Source organism: uncultured Escherichia sp., from assembly GCF_948475835.1.
GTDB lineage: Bacteria > Pseudomonadota > Gammaproteobacteria > Enterobacterales > Enterobacteriaceae > ECMA0423.
Genome location: NZ_CAOLGM010000111.1, coordinates 1 through 16470, shown reverse-complemented (window position 1 = coordinate 16470; position 16470 = coordinate 1). Strand labels below are relative to the sequence as shown.

The 16470-nt window shown below is 50.8% G+C and carries 15 protein-coding genes; 9 read left to right on the top strand and 6 right to left on the bottom strand.

What is annotated here, in order from left to right; genetic code table 11:
* Positions 1-173: 173 nt before the first annotated feature.
* Positions 174-1040, bottom strand: a complete 867-nt coding sequence (yghU, locus tag QZF50_RS18345) for a glutathione-dependent disulfide-bond oxidoreductase (RefSeq protein ID WP_001345958.1) — start codon at positions 1038-1040, stop codon at positions 174-176.
* A 204-nt stretch (positions 1041-1244) separates the two neighbouring features.
* Here yghU and gss point away from each other — a divergent pair, with 204 nt between their 5' ends.
* Complete coding sequence (gss, locus tag QZF50_RS18340; protein WP_001345957.1) at positions 1245-3104, top strand: bifunctional glutathionylspermidine amidase/synthase; 1860 nt, start codon at positions 1245-1247, stop codon at positions 3102-3104.
* A 291-nt stretch (positions 3105-3395) separates the two neighbouring features.
* Positions 3396-4895: an inorganic phosphate transporter PitB gene (gene pitB / locus QZF50_RS18335; RefSeq protein WP_000933296.1), complete on the top strand. Its 1500-nt coding sequence runs from the start codon at positions 3396-3398 to the stop codon at positions 4893-4895.
* Positions 4896-4943: 48 nt separating this feature from the next.
* Here the strand turns inward: pitB and QZF50_RS18330 are convergent, their stop codons facing one another.
* On the bottom strand, positions 4944-5636 hold the full coding sequence (locus QZF50_RS18330; RefSeq protein ID WP_001190783.1) for a dTMP kinase: 693 nt from the start codon (positions 5634-5636) through the stop codon (positions 4944-4946).
* A gap of 173 nt (positions 5637-5809) precedes the next feature.
* Here QZF50_RS18330 and QZF50_RS18325 point away from each other — a divergent pair, with 173 nt between their 5' ends.
* Genes QZF50_RS18325 through lptG form a run of 7 tightly spaced genes read left to right on the top strand, consistent with a single transcriptional unit; the run spans position 5810 to position 12281 of the window.
* Positions 5810-6523, top strand: coding sequence for a dTMP kinase (locus QZF50_RS18325; RefSeq protein ID WP_001076233.1), 714 nt, complete (start codon positions 5810-5812; stop codon positions 6521-6523).
* Positions 6524-6554: 31 nt separating this feature from the next.
* The gene (locus QZF50_RS18320; protein WP_000339512.1) at positions 6555-7313 is read left to right on the top strand and encodes a hypothetical protein; all 759 of its coding nucleotides are present in this window, start codon (positions 6555-6557) and stop codon (positions 7311-7313) included.
* A gap of 45 nt (positions 7314-7358) precedes the next feature.
* On the top strand, positions 7359-8708 hold the full coding sequence (locus QZF50_RS18315) for a lipopolysaccharide biosynthesis protein (protein ID WP_000896880.1): 1350 nt from the start codon (positions 7359-7361) through the stop codon (positions 8706-8708).
* A complete protein-coding gene (locus QZF50_RS18310; RefSeq protein ID WP_000984976.1) occupies positions 8708-9532 on the top strand; it encodes a hypothetical protein in 825 nt (274 codons plus the stop codon). Before QZF50_RS18315 ends, QZF50_RS18310 begins: the two co-directional genes overlap by 1 nt.
* Before the next feature lie 11 nt (positions 9533-9543).
* A complete protein-coding gene (locus tag QZF50_RS18305) occupies positions 9544-10104 on the top strand; it encodes a YtfJ family protein (RefSeq protein ID WP_001299422.1) in 561 nt (186 codons plus the stop codon).
* A gap of 30 nt (positions 10105-10134) precedes the next feature.
* Positions 10135-11205, top strand: coding sequence for an LPS export ABC transporter permease LptF (lptF, locus tag QZF50_RS18300; RefSeq protein WP_000779661.1), 1071 nt, complete (start codon positions 10135-10137; stop codon positions 11203-11205).
* Positions 11202-12281, top strand: coding sequence for an LPS export ABC transporter permease LptG (gene lptG, locus QZF50_RS18295; protein ID WP_001300858.1), 1080 nt, complete (start codon positions 11202-11204; stop codon positions 12279-12281). Before lptF ends, lptG begins: the two co-directional genes overlap by 4 nt.
* Positions 12282-12316: 35 nt before the next feature.
* Here the strand turns inward: lptG and QZF50_RS18290 are convergent, their stop codons facing one another.
* From QZF50_RS18290 to QZF50_RS18275, 4 genes are read right to left on the bottom strand one after another with little or no spacing between them, the layout of a single operon-like run.
* Entirely contained in the window at positions 12317-13489 is a 1173-nt protein-coding gene (locus QZF50_RS18290) for an aminotransferase class I/II-fold pyridoxal phosphate-dependent enzyme (RefSeq protein WP_000524972.1), read from the bottom strand.
* Positions 13489-13737 (bottom strand): acyl carrier protein, encoded by a 249-nt coding sequence (locus QZF50_RS18285; RefSeq protein WP_000248097.1) that lies wholly within the window; start codon positions 13735-13737, stop codon positions 13489-13491. The genes QZF50_RS18290 and QZF50_RS18285 overlap by 1 nt, the downstream gene beginning before the upstream one ends.
* 31 nt (positions 13738-13768) lie before the next feature.
* Positions 13769-14683: an NAD-dependent epimerase/dehydratase family protein gene (locus QZF50_RS18280; RefSeq protein WP_001077143.1), complete on the bottom strand. Its 915-nt coding sequence runs from the start codon at positions 14681-14683 to the stop codon at positions 13769-13771.
* The gene (locus tag QZF50_RS18275) at positions 14680-16368 is read right to left on the bottom strand and encodes a fatty acyl-AMP ligase (protein WP_001345956.1); all 1689 of its coding nucleotides are present in this window, start codon (positions 16366-16368) and stop codon (positions 14680-14682) included. The genes QZF50_RS18280 and QZF50_RS18275 overlap by 4 nt, the downstream gene beginning before the upstream one ends.
* Positions 16369-16470 lie beyond the last annotated feature (102 nt).

The window sequence follows — 16470 nt, the reverse complement described above, 5'->3', positions numbered from 1 at the left end:
ATACGGCATGCGGACTGCAGGCAGAGAAAACTGGCCGATTTTCTCTGCACTGGAGGGATAATACAAGGCCTGATAAGACGCGGCAGCGTCGCATCAGGCATTGTGCACGATTGCCGGATGCGGCGTGAACGCCTTATCCGGCCTGGATGGCTTGCTGCGACGAACACCAACCCTTACCCCTGACGCTTATCTTCCGTATTCGTCTCGAAATCACTGGCGTCATGGCGCTCATGCAACTGCTCATTCAGCGGTCCGTTGGTGCGGTTAACAATACGCCCACGTTTCACCGCCGGACGTTCGCCTACTTCTTTCGCCCAGCGTTGTACATGCTTATAACTGCCCGCATCAAGAAACTCTGCGGCATCATACACGCCGCCTAACACCACATTGCCAAACCACGGCCAAATCGCCATATCCGCAATGGTGTACTCATCGCCCGCAATAAACTTATGCTGCGCCAGTTGCTTATCCAGCACGTCGAGCAGACGTTTGGCTTCCATGGTAAAGCGGTTGATGGCGTACTCAATTTTCATCGGCGCGTAATGGTAAAAGTGACCAAAACCACCGCCGAGGAACGGTGCCGCGCCCTGTAACCAGAACAGCCAGTTCATCGTTTCAGTATGCTTTGCCAAATCCTGCGGCAGGAAGTAGCCAAATTTCTCCGCCAGATAAAGCAGGATCGAACCAGATTCAAACACGCGGATCGGCGGATTATGCGTATGATCGCGCAGCGCCGGGATCTTCGAGTTTGGGTTCACTTCGACAAAGCCGCTGGAGAATTGATCGCCATCGCCAATACGAATCAGCCAGGCGTCGTACTCTGCACCAGTAACGCCCAGCGCCAGCAGCTCCTCAAGCATAATCGTTACTTTCTGACCGTTCGGCGTTCCCAGCGAATAAAGTTGCAATGGGTGTTTGCCAACGGGCAGCGTTTTTTCATGCGTCGGACCAGAAACCGGGCGATTGATATTGGCGAACGCGCCGCCAGCGGATTTATCCCACGTCCAGACTTTCGCGGGCTGATAAGTATTGTCTGTCATAGTGAGTTGCCTTCTGAGTGGTAGTGTTGAAGCAGTGTAGCAGGTCACTTGCTGTACAGAATGTGAATTTTTTAACCCTTTGCGCCAGCCGCTGCGATGAGGTGTATGATTAGTCTGACCTCTGTCCGGTTAATGTCGCTGAGCAGGTAATCAGAGCACAACAATTACGCCAACTGCTTAGGTTGTATTGTTAAAGGTAAAGTGATGAGCAAAGGAACGACCAGCCAGGATGCCCCGTTCGGGACATTATTGGGCTACGCCCCAGGTGGGGTAGCAATCTACTCTTCAGATTACAGTTCTCTCGATCCGCAGGAATACGAAGATGACGCCGTATTCCGTAGCTATATCGACGACGAATATATGGGCCACAAGTGGCAATGCGTTGAATTTGCTCGCCGTTTTCTCTTTCTGAATTACGGTGTGGTCTTTACTGACGTGGGTATGGCGTGGGAGATTTTCTCGCTGCGCTTCCTGCGAGAAGTGGTTAATGACAACATCCTGCCATTGCAGGCATTTCCTAACGGCTCGCCGCGTGCGCCGGTCGCGGGTGCGCTTCTTATCTGGGATAAAGGCGGTGAATTTAAAGACACTGGCCATGTCGCCATCATTACCCAATTGCATGGCAACAAAGTCCGTATTGCGGAACAGAACGTGATTCATTCCCCGTTGCCGCAAGGGCAACAGTGGACGCGTGAGCTGGAGATGGTGGTCGAAAACGGCTGCTATACCCTGAAAGACACTTTTGATGACACCACCATTCTGGGCTGGATGATCCAGACGGAAGATACTGAATACAGCTTACCGCAGCCGGAAATTGCAGGCGAGCTGCTGAAAATCAGCGGAGCGCGCCTGGAAAACAAAGGCCAGTTTGACGGTAAATGGCTGGATGAAAAAGATCCGCTGCAAAACGCCTATGTGCAGGCCAACGGTCAGGTGATCAATCAGGATCCTTATCATTACTACACCATTACCGAGAGTGCCGAGCAGGAGCTAATTAAAGCCACCAACGAGCTGCACCTGATGTATCTTCACGCAACCGACAAGGTGCTGAAAGATGACAACCTGCTGGCGCTGTTCGACATCCCGAAAATCCTCTGGCCACGTTTGCGTCTCTCCTGGCAGCGTCGCCGTCACCATATGATCACTGGTCGTATGGATTTCTGCATGGATGAGCGTGGCCTGAAGGTTTACGAGTACAACGCCGACTCCGCCTCCTGTCATACCGAAGCGGGCTTGATCCTCGAACGTTGGGCGGAGCAGGGCTATAAAGGCAACGGCTTCAATCCGGCGGAAGGGCTGATTAACGAACTGGCTGGTGCCTGGAAACACAGTCGTGCACGTCCGTTTGTCCATATCATGCAGGACAAAGATATCGAGGAAAACTATCACGCGCAGTTTATGGAGCAGGCGCTGCACCAGGCGGGCTTTGAAACGCGTATCTTGCGCGGGCTGGATGAACTGGGCTGGGATGCTGCCGGGCAACTGATTGATGGGGAAGGACGGCTGGTTAACTGCGTGTGGAAAACCTGGGCGTGGGAAACCGCGTTTGATCAGATTCGTGAAGTTAGCGACCGTGAGTTTGCTGCGGTGCCAATCCGTACCGGTCATCCGCAAAACGAAGTGCGTCTTATCGACGTATTGCTGCGCCCGGAAGTGCTGGTCTTTGAGCCGCTGTGGACGGTGATCCCCGGCAACAAAGCGATTCTGCCGATCCTCTGGTCGCTGTTCCCGCACCATCGTTACCTGCTGGATACCGATTTCACTGTTAATGATGAATTGGTGAAAACAGGTTACGCAGTGAAACCGATTGCCGGTCGCTGTGGTAGCAATATCGACCTGGTCAGCCATCATGAAGAGGTGCTGGACAAAACCAGCGGTAAATTTGCCGAGCAGAAAAACATCTATCAGCAACTGTGGTGTTTGCCGAAAGCGGACGGTAAATACATTCAGGTATGTACCTTCACCGTTGGCGGCAACTACGGTGGGACGTGTTTGCGCGGTGATGAATCACTGGTCATCAAAAAAGAGAGTGATATTGAACCGTTAATTGTGGTGAAAAAGTAATACATGTTGTAGCAACCCCGTACTGATTATGAAGAATAATCAGTACGGGGATTAATCAAAATATTCAATATTTATATATTCCAATATTTATTCATTTCATATGTGAATATATTAACCAGTGGAATACCTGTGTTTTGATTATTTCTAAAGGTTTTGAATGAATGCTTATTGTCTGATACACAAGAAATAACACTCTTTTTATCGTTAAAAAATGATATTTCACTTTGCCCATGCCGTTAAAGTCACTGATAATGCGTCCGTTCGTAAATTCAAAATGGCGTAATCTAATATATGCTAAATTTATTTGTTGGCCTTGATATATACACAGGGCTTTTGTTATTGCTTGCTCTGGCATTTGTGTTGTTCTACGAAGCAATCAATGGTTTTCATGACACGGCGAATGCGGTGGCAACCGTTATTTATACTCGTGCCATGCAACCACAACTTGCTGTGGTGATGGCGGCATTTTTTAACTTTTTTGGCGTGTTATTGGGCGGACTTAGCGTTGCCTATGCCATTGTCCATATGTTGCCAACCGATTTGTTGCTGAATATGGGGTCAACCCACGGCCTGGCGATGGTCTTTTCCATGCTGCTGGCGGCGATTATCTGGAACCTGGGAACGTGGTTCTTCGGTTTACCGGCCTCCAGTTCGCACACCTTGATTGGTGCGATTATCGGCATCGGTTTAACCAACGCGCTGTTAACCGGCTCATCGGTGATGGATGCGTTAAACCTGCGTGAAGTGACCAAAATTTTCTCCTCGCTGATTGTTTCCCCTATCGTCGGCCTGGTCATTGCGGGAGGCCTGATATTCCTGCTGCGACGCTACTGGAGCGGGACGAAAAAGCGTGACCGTATTCACCGCATTCCGGAAGATCGCAAAAAGAAAAAAGGCAAACGTAAACCGCCATTCTGGACGCGTATTGCGCTGATTGTTTCCGCTGCGGGCGTGGCGTTTTCGCACGGCGCGAACGACGGACAAAAAGGGATCGGCCTGGTGATGCTGGTACTGGTGGGGATTGCCCCTGCTGGCTTCGTCGTCAATATGAACGCGTCCGGCTATGAAATTACCCGTACCCGCGATGCCGTCACCAACTTCGAACACTACCTGCAACAGCATCCTGAACTGCCGCAGAAGTTGATTGCGATGGAACCTCCATTGCCTGCAGCATCGACTGATGGCACGCAAGTAACAGAGTTTCACTGTCATCCGGCAAATACCTTTGATGCGATTGCGCGCGTTAAAACGATGCTGCCAGGCAATATGGAAAGTTACGAGCCGTTAAGCGTGAGTCAGCGCAGCCAGCTGCGCCGCATTATGCTGTGCATCTCTGATACCTCCGCGAAGCTGGCGAAACTGCCAGGCGTCAGTAAAGAAGACCAGAACCTGCTGAAAAAACTGCGCAGCGATATGTTAAGCACCATTGAGTACGCTCCGGTGTGGATCATCATGGCGGTAGCACTGGCGCTCGGCATTGGCACCATGATTGGCTGGCGTCGTGTAGCGATGACCATCGGTGAGAAGATTGGTAAGCGCGGCATGACGTATGCGCAAGGCATGGCGGCACAAATGACGGCGGCAGTGTCTATCGGCCTTGCCAGTTATATTGGGATGCCTGTCTCCACAACACACGTCCTCTCGTCTGCGGTAGCAGGGACGATGGTGGTGGACGGCGGTGGGTTACAGCGTAAAACGGTAACCAGCATCCTGATGGCGTGGGTGTTTACTTTACCGGCGGCAATTTTTCTTTCTGGTGGGCTGTACTGGATAGCATTGCAGTTGATTTAACCTTCCTGAAAATGCCCGGTCCTGGCGATCGGGCATTTCCATTTTTGACTAGTGATAACCACGCGCGGTCATAAAATCCGTAATCGCTTTTTCTGCATCAACCAACACCTGTTCCAGTGGCCGATTGGCATCGATATCAACCAGTTGTGCACCACCAAAGGTTAACTGTGGCGTTATGGCAATCTTCCTCGCCAGCGATTCCCGTTTATGGTCGGGTTTACGTGCACAGGCAACTTCAAGGTCAACATTGAGTTTGATGACCAGATCAGGCTTATGGCTCGCCATCCAGTGAAACGCTTTACGTTCCTGGCTTGCCAGCCATGAGACAAAACGACCACCTTCAACGTTAGGTGGGAACACCGTACCATCGTAAGCGCCAGGAATTTGGTCCTGAGGATAACGGTCGGTTAGAACAATTAACCCGCGACGACGACAGGCAAGCATATGACGAAAGCGCAGTAAGCGACGGGCGACAAACGCTGTAATTACCAGCGCCGGAACTGGTCCAGGCAATTTTTTTGCTGTTTTCACCTGATTTCGTTCAATTGTTTTATGTAAGGATTTTCCCATCAACGGTAATTTTGTCACTGCACGACCGACATTTCCGGCCTGTTTTCCTAAATGAACTCTTTCGGCAGCACCATATTTTTCGACAACGGTAATGAGATGTTCACACACCGTTGACTTGCCTGAACCATCGCTACCAATAACGGCAATTAATGGAGGTGTTATTGACTGCATGAATATATCCTTAAATTTAAATATCCATCCAAAATATTTATTTGGTTAATATGTTTTTATGAAAGCGTAATTCAGGTCAATGTCACAATTAACCATTGTCACAATAAGGTTGAACGGATATTCTGAGCACGGACCACGTAATATTCAATACATTATTTACTGCCGGGTTTTTCGTGAATCAACGTAATATGTCAATAATTAATTCCACGCCAGTGCGTGTTATTGCCATTGTAGGATGTGATGGTTCAGGTAAATCGACCCTCACGGCAAGCCTGGTAAATGAACTGGCAGCAAGAATGCCAGCAGAACACATTTATCTCGGGCAATCGTCCGGGCGAATTGGCGAATGGATTTCACAGCTCCCTGTTATTGGCGCACCTTTTGGGCGTTATTTGCGAAGTAAAGCGGCACATGTGCACGAAAAGCCCTCAACACCGCCTGGCAATATTACTGCTCTGGTTATCTATCTGCTTTCCTGCTGGCGGGCGTACAAGTTTCGCAAAATGTTGTGTAAAAGCCAGCAAGGCTATCTGCTCATCACCGACCGCTACCCGCAGGTTGAAGTGCCGGGTTTTCGCTTTGATGGCCCGCAATTGGCAAAAACCACGGGCGGTAACGGTTGGATAAAAATGTTAAGGCAGCGCGAGCTGAAGCTGTACCAATGGATGGCATCTTATTTGCCCGTATTGTTGATTCGTCTTGGCATTGATGAACAAACGGCGTTTGCGCGTAAACCTGACCACCAACTGGCAGCGTTACAGGAAAAAATCGCCGTTACGCCGCAACTGACTTTCAACGGCGCCAGGATCCTTGAACTGGATGGTCGGCAACCAGCCGATGAAATTCTGCAAGCGTCACTACGCGCAATTCACGCCGCGCTTTCCTGATCACCAAAATGGATAGGGGATGATTTAACGAATGGATGCACTACAAACACAAACTGTTATTAGTACAACCGCGCCGCAGCCCAGCTACATTCCGGGGCTAATTGCGGTGGTCGGGTGTGATGGCACCGGTAAATCCACACTGACCACCGACCTGGTGAAATCGCTGCAACAACACTGGCAAACCGAGCGGCGCTATCTGGGGCTGCTCTCCGGCGAAGACGGCGACAAAATCAAACGATTGCCGTTGGTTGGCGTCTGGCTGGAACGGCGACTGGCGGCCAAATCCTCGAAAACCCAAAGCATGAAAACCAAATCTCCGGCGCTATGGGCGGCGGTGATTATGTACTGCTTCTCGCTGCGAAGAATGGCGAATCTACGCAAGGTTCAGCGACTGGCGCAAAGTGGCGTTCTGGTGGTCAGCGATCGCTTCCCGCAGGCTGAAATTTCGGGCTTTTATTATGACGGACCGGGGATTGGCGTCGAACGTGCGACCGGGAAAATCAGCATGTTTCTGGCGCAGCGCGAACGGCGTTTATACCAACAAATGGCGCAATATCGCCCGGAATTAATTATTCGCCTGGGCATTGATATTGAGACTGCCATCTCCCGCAAGCCTGACCATGACTATGCCGAGCTGCAGGACAAAATCGGTGTCATGTCGAAGATTGGCTATAACGGCACAAAAATTCTTGAGATTGATTCCAGAGCGCCCTACAGCGAAGTGCTGGAACAGGCACAGAAGGCGGTTTCTCTGGTTGCCATCGTTTCTGACCGCCGAAGTTTAACTTAAGGCTGGCGGGATACTTTTTACTATCAACGATAAGGTCAGGCTGAATTGGCGGGTTTTAACATCAAACATTGGTTTGCAGATGGCGCGTTTCGCACCATTATTCGCAATAGCGCCTGGTTAGGCTCCAGTAATGTCGTGAGCGCCTTGCTGGGGCTGTTGGCGCTCTCGTGTGCCGGTAAAGGGATGACGCCCGCCATGTTTGGCGTACTGGTGATTGTGCAATCGTACGCCAAGTCGATCAGCGATTTTATTAAGTTTCAGACATGGCAACTGGTGGTTCAGTACGGAACACCAGCATTAACCAACAATAATCCGCAGCAATTCCGCAATGTCGTCTCATTTTCCTTCTCGCTGGATATCGTCAGCGGCGCGGTGGCGATTGTCGGTGGCATTGCCTTACTGCCATTCCTTTCCCATTCATTAGGTCTGGATGACCAAAGTTTTTGGCTGGCAGCGCTCTATTGCACGCTCATTCCTTCAATGGCTTCCTCCACGCCGACCGGCATTCTGCGTGCGGTAGATCGCTTCGATTTAATTGCTGTACAGCAGGCGACGAAACCTTTTCTGCGCGCAGCGGGGAGCGTCGTAGCCTGGTATTTTGACTTTGGTTTTGCGGGTTTTGTTATTGCCTGGTACGTGTCGAATCTGGTTGGCGGCACCATGTACTGGTGGTTTGCCGCGCGCGAATTACGCCGCCGAAATATCCATAATGCCTTCAAATTGAATCTGTTTGAGTCTGCCCGACACATCAAAGGCGCGTGGAGTTTTGTCTGGTCAACCAACATTGCCCACTCCATCTGGTCGGCGCGTAACTCGTGCAGCACAGTGCTGGTGGGGATCGTGTTAGGACCCGCTGCCGCCGGGTTATTTAAAATCGCCATGACATTCTTCGACGCCGCCGGAACGCCAGCGGGTTTGCTGGGTAAAAGTTTTTACCCAGAGGTGATGCGTTTAGATCCGCGCACCACCAGACCGTGGTTGTTAGGTGTGAAGTCCGGTTTACTGGCGGGCGGAATCGGTATTCTGGTGGCGCTCGCGGTGTTTATCGTCGGCAAGCCGCTCATTTCGCTGGTGTTTGGCGTTAAGTATCTCGAAGCGTATGACCTGATTCAGGTGATGCTGGGCGCAATTGTGATTTCGATGCTGGGCTTCCCTCAGGAGTCATTGCTATTGATGGCGGGAAAACAGCGCGCTTTTCTCGTGGCGCAAACCATCGCCTCAATCGGCTACATCGTATTGCTGTTCATGTTCTGTCATCTGTTTGGTGTGCTGGGAGCAGCGTTTGCTTACTTCGGTGGGCAATGTCTGGACGTGGCGCTCTCGTTAATTCCAACCTTAAAGGCATTTTTTCAGCGCCATTCCTTGCTTTATAACGCAGCCGGAGAGAAATCCTGATGATGAGAAAATATTTCCCGCTTGAGGCGAGCGAGCGTCTATTTGTTGCGATTGAAGAAGATGATGTCGTTGATGCACAGGTTAGTTTGCCGCCGACTATTGCACTAAGTTGTACCACCGAAATCATTCATGATAATTACGCGTTATGCCTGCAATTCTGGCTCAATGGCGTTGATCGTCAGGAATTACTGCGTTTAGTTCGCAAACAAGCCAAAGGCGATGAGCTGACTGCTGATGAGCGCAAACAATTTAAATACATGCGAGCGCGCTACAAGCACCTGCGTTTTGCGCAACGGCTGTATTTAAAGAAGCATCAGGCCGGATTTTTATTCGGCAAAACGACCGTTTTTCTGGGGCGTTTTCAGGACGGCTTTCGTAACGGTAAGAAAAATATTGTGTCGTATTACGGCAACCTGTTACGGATTTATTTAAGCTCTCCGGTCTGGTCGTTGGTGAACTATTCATTACGCCATAGCCAGTTAGAAAGCGTAAGCGGTTTTATTGCCTATCGGCAAAAGCAAATGCATACCCTGAAAGAGATTATTGCCAAACCGCGACTAACCGGCAGGGAATTTCATGATGTGCGAAAAATCATCAGCCAACAGGTTTCTTATTACGACACCTTAAGATCGCTTGATCCTGAAAATAAAGAGGCGTTACAGATTTCCCGTTTCCTCGCCGCCATTAATGGCCTGATGGGAGATAAACACGACGACATGGTGGCGGATGATATGGAAAACCGCCAGTCGTATGATGCACCGGTGGCGCTGGATAGCGATATTCGCCAGCGCTTAGAGCTGCTGATTTCGCGTTTTCCGCTATAACCGGAGCAATGATGTCATCTCGTTTGATTATTGCGCTGATTATCATGCTTTTAGCCCCGGGTGTGCAGGCACACAATTTCGTCACTGGCAAAACGGTTACCCCTGTTTATATCCAGGAAGGCGGCGAGCTGCTTCTGAATAGCGACGACGAAATTCACTACCAAAAGTGGAACAGCACACAATTAGCGGGAAAAGTCCGCATTATTCAGTATATCGCCGGGCGTAAGTCGGCGAAGAAAAAGAACTCACTGTTAATTAAAGCGGTTGAAGCGGCAAACTTTCCGCAGGATCGTTTTCAGCCCACCACCATTGTGAACACCGATGATGCCATCTTTGGTACTGGCTATTTTGTTGTTGGCAAAATCGAAAAAAATAAACGCCGCTATCCGTGGGCGCAATTCATTATTGACGGCAATGGACAGGGACGCGTTGCCTGGCGCTTGCCGGAGCAGAGTTCAACCATTCTGGTGCTGAATAAAGCCGGGCAAATTCAGTGGGCAAAGGACGGCAGCCTGACGCCGGAAGAGGTAGATCATGTCATTGCGCTGGCGCAGAAACTGATCAATGAATAAAAAATTCAAAGGATTGAGGGCGTTAGTGAGATGAAGCTGGTTGAACACTACATCATGCGTGGTACGCGCCGTCTGGTGCTGATTATCGTCGGTTTTCTGATCTTTATTTTCGCCAGCTACTCCGCACAGCGTTATCTGACCGAAGCGGCAAATGGGACATTAGCTCTTGATGTTGTGCTGGATATCGTTTTCTACAAAGTGCTGATTGCACTGGAGATGTTGTTACCTGTTGGTCTGTATGTGTCAGTTGGCGTGACGCTAGGGCAGATGTATACCGACTCGGAAATTACCGCTATCTCTGCGGCGGGGGGCAGTCCGGGACGCTTGTACAAAGCCGTTCTTTATCTGGCGATACCGCTAAGTATTTTTGTCACCCTTCTGTCGATGTATGGTCGTCCGTGGGCTTATACGCAGATTTATCAACTGGAGCAGCAGTCGCAGTCGGAGCTGGATGTTCGCCAGTTGCGGGCAAAGAAATTTAACACTAACGATAACGGACGAATGATCCTTTCGCAGACGGTTGATCAGGATAATAATCGCCTGACTGACGCGCTGATTTATACTTCTACTGCCAATCGAACCCGCATTTTCCGCGCCCGTTCGGTTGATGTGGTTGACCCATCACCCGAGAAACCGACCGTTATGTTGCACAACGGCACTGCCTATCTTCTCGATCATCAGGGGCGTGACGACAACGAACAGATCTACCGTAATCTGCAATTACATCTGAATCCGCTGGATCAAAGCCCTAACGTCAAACGCAAAGCAAAATCGGTCACGGAGCTGGCGCGCTCCGCCTTTCCTGCCGATCATGCCGAACTGCAATGGCGACAAAGCCGTGGCCTGACCGCATTGTTGATGGCGCTGCTGGCCATTTCATTAAGTCGGGTAAAACCGCGGCAAGGGCGATTTTCAACGTTATTGCCACTGACGTTGCTGTTTATTGCCATTTTTTATGGCGGCGACGTCTGCCGTACGCTGGTGGCTAACGGCGCGATTCCTCTCATTCCTGGTTTGTGGTTAGTGCCCGGACTCATGCTAATGGGCCTGCTGATGCTGGTCGCACGCGACTTCTCTTTGCTGCAGAAATTTTCCCGATGAATGTTTTCAGTCGCTATTTAATCCGTCATCTCTTTCTCGGTTTTGCCGCCGCCGCAGGGCTATTGCTGCCGCTTTTTACCACCTTCAACCTGATTAACGAACTGGATGATGTCAGCCCGGGCGGTTATCGCTGGACTCAGGCGGTGCTGGTGGTGCTAATGACCTTACCGCGCACACTGGTCGAACTTTCGCCGTTTATCGCCTTATTGGGAGGGATTGTTGGCCTGGGGCAGTTATCGAAAAACAGTGAGCTTACCGCCATTCGCAGCACGGGGTTTTCTATCTTCCGTATTGCACTGGTGGCGCTGGTTGCCGGGATATTGTGGACTGTTTCGTTAGGCGCGATAGATGAGTGGGTGGCGTCGCCATTGCAGCAACAGGCGCTGCAAATCAAATCGACCGCCACCGCGTTGGGGGAGGACGATGACATTACCGGCAATATGCTGTGGGCCAGGCGCGGCAATGAATTTGTGACGGTGAAATCGCTGAATGAACAGGGCCAGCCTGTGGGCGTGGAGATTTTTCATTATCGTGACGATCTTTCGCTCGAATCCTACATTTATGCACGCAGTGCCACCATTAAAGACGACAAAACGTGGATCCTGCATGGTGTGAATCATAAAAAATGGCTTAACGGTAAAGAAACGCTGGAAACATCAGATAATCTTGCCTGGCAATCGGCCTTCACCAGTATGGATCTTGATGAGTTATCGATGCCGGGGAATACTTTTTCTGTCCGTCAGCTTAATCATTACATCCATTATTTGCAGGAAACCGGGCAACCCAGCAGCGAATACCGCCTTGCACTGTGGGAAAAACTGGGGCAACCGATCCTGACCCTGGCGATGATTTTGCTGGCTGTGCCGTTTACCTTTAGCGCCCCGCGCTCGCCAGGGATGGGTAGCCGTCTCGCTGTAGGCGTCATCGTTGGCTTACTCACCTGGATCAGCTATCAAATCATGGTCAATTTGGGATTGCTATTTGCGTTAAGCGCACCTGTTACCGCGCTCGGTTTACCGGTAGCGTTTGTGTTGGTGGCGTTGAGCCTGGTGTATTGGTATGACAGACAACATTAAACCCGCCGTGGCGCAAACACCACGGCGGGCTCACATTACTGCTTCAGAGTAGCAAATGCCTGAATGATGGCATCGATTTGCTCACGACTGTGGGCAGCATTTACGCTACAGCGCAGCAGCGTGATGCCTGCAGGCGCGGCAGGCGGCAGGATAAGATTCACATACACGCCCAGCGAGATAAGCTCGCGCCAGATGCGTAAACCTTCCTCTTTCGAACCGATTATTACTGGCACTACCGGGCTAATATGTGAACTTAACTCATAACCCAGTTTTTGCAGACCGTCATACAGATGGTTGGCGTTATCCATCAGCTTTTGCCGCAGCTCTGGTTGTGTGGCAATGGTTCTTAACGATGAGCGCACGGTCGCAATGCAGGACGGAGAAGGAGAGGCGGTAAAAATATACGGGCGGCTGCCGTAGCGCAGCACTTCCATCGCTTCCGAACCGACAGCAAAACCGCCAATCGAGGCCAGACTTTTACTGAAAGTACCAACGATAATATCCACATCATCTTCAACGCCGACAGCTTCAGCCAGTCCGCGCCCCGTTGCGCCTAACACGCCAAACGAATGCGCTTCATCGACAATCAAATAACCACCGAGACGACGTTTGATATCAACAATTTCCGCCAGCGGCGCAACGTCACCGAGCATGCTGTAGATGCCCTCAACGATGATAATCGCCTCTTTCGCCCGTTCACCGAGGCGAACCATGCGCCGTTCCAGATCTTTAGCATCGTTATGGCGGAAACGAATAATTTCCGCGCCACCGAGAGAACAGGCGTCATAAATACTGGCGTGGCTGTCGGCATCCAGTAACACCACGGCGTTATGGTCGGCAAGTGCGCTGATGACGCCTAAATTAGCGGTATAACCGGTTGAAAAAACGATAGCGGTAGGGCGATTGAAAAACTCGGCAATCTCTTTCTCTAACGCCAGGTGCGGCGCATAACTGCCGTTTGCCATACGAGAACCGGTGGTGCCGGTACCTTGGGCCGCTAACGCGGCCTGACCTTCGCTGATGGCATCATGATTAAAGGTTAAACCGAGATAATTATTGGTCCCGGCCAGAATCACTTTTTTATTGCCGATCCGGCCTTCGGTGGCGGAATACACTTCATCAATACAGGTGCCAAACGGTGTTAACCCGTTGTCACTAAATTGCAGTCGCTCGCCAGCAAGGCGCGCATATTTATCGTATAGCCCCATTATTTATTCTCCAGCCATGGAAGTAGAGTTTCCATTAATTGCGCAGGGGTTTTGACATCCAGCAGAATATTAATAGGAATGGAAATATCGAATCTGTCTTCCAGCATCATTAAGAGATCCATCACTTTGATCGACTCCAGGCCAAGATCGTTGACGAGATCGCTGTCGGGCTTAATTTCCACACCGTTTTCGACCAAATCCTGTAAACAGGAAAGGATGTAATCCATTACTATTTCACGATTTACCATAGAAACGTTAACACACCTTTAAACAAGACAATCAAAATAGCCCGTTGCGTAATGCGTGTTCCAGGCTAATCCCGGGAAACCAATTAATATCTTCAGAAATACGGTTATTACTTGCCGACCAGTCGGCGTGGGTTAATTCACGAATTTTCGAGCGGGTCAGCATAGGTTCTTTACCTGCCAGGCGACTCAACGCGGTACTGATATCCGCAAGGCAGGTGAGTACCGGCAGAGGAATACCAACCATTCGCACGGAACCGCAACGGACGTTGGCGGCAAGTTGCTGTATGCGTTGCCAGTCATAGCCGCCAGCGACGCCATCGCATAATTCATAGGTTTGCGTCTGTACAGTTTCGGCGCTTAACCACTGACCCACTGCTTGCGCAAAATCGGTGACGTGCAGGAAAGAGAGCTGTGTATCTGGTGCACCAAGTCGTGGCAGCAGGCCGCGCAGCATCCAGTCAAACAGCGGTTTTAACTCTTTATCGCCGGGACCATACACGGCTGTCGGGCGAAAAACGCCCAGCGTAATTTCGTCAGCCATTGCAGTCAGCCGTTGTTCGGCGATGTGTTTGGAATTTGCGTACCAGGAGAGCTCGGGATGGCGCGCCGCCAGCGAAGAGATAAACAGAAAACGTTGGCAAAAGCAGCTCTCTTTTGCTGCTTGCATCAGGCGCAGGCTGCCGTCAACGTTACAGCGGGTGAAAATCTCTTCTTTGTGCCCGCGCACTTGCCCGGCGCAATGGACCACTGCGCTGGCTCCGGCAACCAGCTCGCTAAGTGAATGAGTATCTTCCAGCGAACCGCGCACCCAGGTGAGATTATCATTGACGTGAGCGCGGGCAGTACGCGTCAATGCGCGAACGTGAAAGCCGCGGGCGAGCAGGTTATCGATAATATATTTACCGATAAACCCGGTAGCGCCCGTCACCGCGACAGTTTGATTCATGCCAGGGATTCCTGCACATGAAGGCTTGCAGCATAAGCCTTCTGATAACGTTTTTTCGCTTCCGCACGGGCAGGCTTGCCGGAGGATGTTCGGGGAATACTGTGGGGCGGCAACAGATCGATAGCCGCTGTTACGCCAAATTCGCTTTGGATCCGTGCTGCCAGCGCGTGGATAAGCTGTCCGCGACGTTCTTCATCGCTGATCCGACACTGGATCTGCAAAATGATTTTTTCCTGGGCGGTAACAAAAGCAATCGCATCGCCAGAATGAATTTCCGGTTCCTGTTCCGCTATATATTCAATATCCTGCGGCCAGATATTACGGCCACGAATAATAATCAGATCTTTAATGCGTCCGGTGACATACAGATAACCGTCCAGCAGATAACCGAGGTCGCCGGTGTCTAACCAGCCCGTCGCGGCAATCTCGTCTTGCGAAGCCTGGTCGCCAAAGTAACCGCTCATCAGACTGGGGCCGGAGATGCAAATATGGCCTACCACACGTTCCGCGACCGGCATACCTGCTTCATTGCGGATTTCAATACCATGTTCCGGCAACGCTTTGCCGCAGTTGACGAAAGTCGATACGGCGCGTGTCTCTGCACCCGGCGCGACGGCTTTACCCTGATATTCGAGGATGTCGCGATCCACTTCGTTAACCACAACCCCAGAGCCTTCATCAGAGAAGCTGACAGCCAGCGCATTTTCTGCCAGTCCGTAGCACGGCATGAACGTTTTATCGTCAAAGTTAACCTGACGGAAACATTCAGCGAATTGATGGAGTTGTTCTGCGGAGATCGGCTCAGCACCAATACCAGCGACGCGCCAGCAGGAAAGATCCAGTTCAGCGAGATCTTTTTCATTCACGCGGCGTTGGCACAATTCATAGCCAAACGGCGGCGCAACGGAAACGGTGCCGCGATTTTTACTGATCAATTTAAGCCATTGCAAAGGACGCATGGCAAAATCCTGAGTGCGCAAATAATCTACTGAAAGTTGCGTGGCGACGGGGGTCAGGAGAAAGCCGACCAGTCCCATATCATGGTAGAAAGGCAGCCAGGAGACGCAGCGGTCGCCAGGGCGTAATTTAATGCCATCGTGGCTTATAGCACGTAGATTAGCCATCACTTCGCGATGGGTGATAATGACGCCACGGGGAAAACGGGTGCTGCCGGAGGTGTACTGGAGGTAGGCGATATCGTTCGGAACTGGACGCTGGAGCGCAACATCGGCTTCCGGTAATGCCTTAAACCAGGCGTGGCTTAAAACATGTAATTCGGGGTTGTTATGCGTCGCGGCATTGACCAGTGGCAACCACTCATCACCAGTGATAATGGCTGCGGGCTGGCAACTTGCCAGTAAACCCTGGAGTTTGGCGCTCCAGGAATCCCGCTGACCGACGCCCATTGGAATCGCCAACGGGACGGCGACTAAGCCAGCATACTGACAGGCAAAAAAAGCCTCTACAAACCCGCTACTCGTTTCGGCAATCAGCGCCACGCGTTCGCCTTTTTTCAGGTTCAGCGATAACAACCGCTTCGCACCAGCTTCGGCACGCGTTTTTAACGTCTGATATTCCAGTTGATCTTCAAGTTGGCAACGTCTGTCATAAAAATTCATTCCGGCGCTACTCAGAGCGGCGTAGTCCAAAGCATCAACCAGCGTTGGAAAATCGGCATAGCGCATAGGTAGGGAATGCGTAAAGATTTTATTAGACATATACACCACGAAAAAATTGGATATCAAAAATAAAATGACAATAATGCGGTGGATTATATAGGCATAAAA

Excerpts from the sequence above, each read along its gene's own strand:
- pitB (WP_000933296.1), top strand. The coding sequence starts at position 3,396 with ATGCTAAATTTATTTGTTGGCCTTGATATATACACAGGGCTTTTGTTA.
- QZF50_RS18285 (WP_000248097.1), bottom strand. The coding sequence starts at position 13,737 with ATGGTAAATCGTGAAATAGTAATGGATTACATCCTTTCCTGTTTACAG.
- QZF50_RS18320 (WP_000339512.1), top strand. The coding sequence starts at position 6,555 with ATGGATGCACTACAAACACAAACTGTTATTAGTACAACCGCGCCGCAG.
- gss (WP_001345957.1), top strand. The coding sequence starts at position 1,245 with ATGAGCAAAGGAACGACCAGCCAGGATGCCCCGTTCGGGACATTATTG.
- lptF (WP_000779661.1), top strand. The coding sequence starts at position 10,135 with ATGAAGCTGGTTGAACACTACATCATGCGTGGTACGCGCCGTCTGGTG.
- QZF50_RS18305 (WP_001299422.1), top strand. The coding sequence starts at position 9,544 with ATGTCATCTCGTTTGATTATTGCGCTGATTATCATGCTTTTAGCCCCG.
- QZF50_RS18275 (WP_001345956.1), bottom strand. The coding sequence starts at position 16,368 with ATGCGCTATGCCGATTTTCCAACGCTGGTTGATGCTTTGGACTACGCC.
- QZF50_RS18310 (WP_000984976.1), top strand. The coding sequence starts at position 8,708 with ATGATGAGAAAATATTTCCCGCTTGAGGCGAGCGAGCGTCTATTTGTT.
- QZF50_RS18330 (WP_001190783.1), bottom strand. The coding sequence starts at position 5,636 with ATGCAGTCAATAACACCTCCATTAATTGCCGTTATTGGTAGCGATGGT.
- QZF50_RS18290 (WP_000524972.1), bottom strand. The coding sequence starts at position 13,489 with ATGGGGCTATACGATAAATATGCGCGCCTTGCTGGCGAGCGACTGCAA.
- yghU (WP_001345958.1), bottom strand. The coding sequence starts at position 1,040 with ATGACAGACAATACTTATCAGCCCGCGAAAGTCTGGACGTGGGATAAA.
- lptG (WP_001300858.1), top strand. The coding sequence starts at position 11,202 with ATGAATGTTTTCAGTCGCTATTTAATCCGTCATCTCTTTCTCGGTTTT.
- QZF50_RS18280 (WP_001077143.1), bottom strand. The coding sequence starts at position 14,683 with ATGAATCAAACTGTCGCGGTGACGGGCGCTACCGGGTTTATCGGTAAA.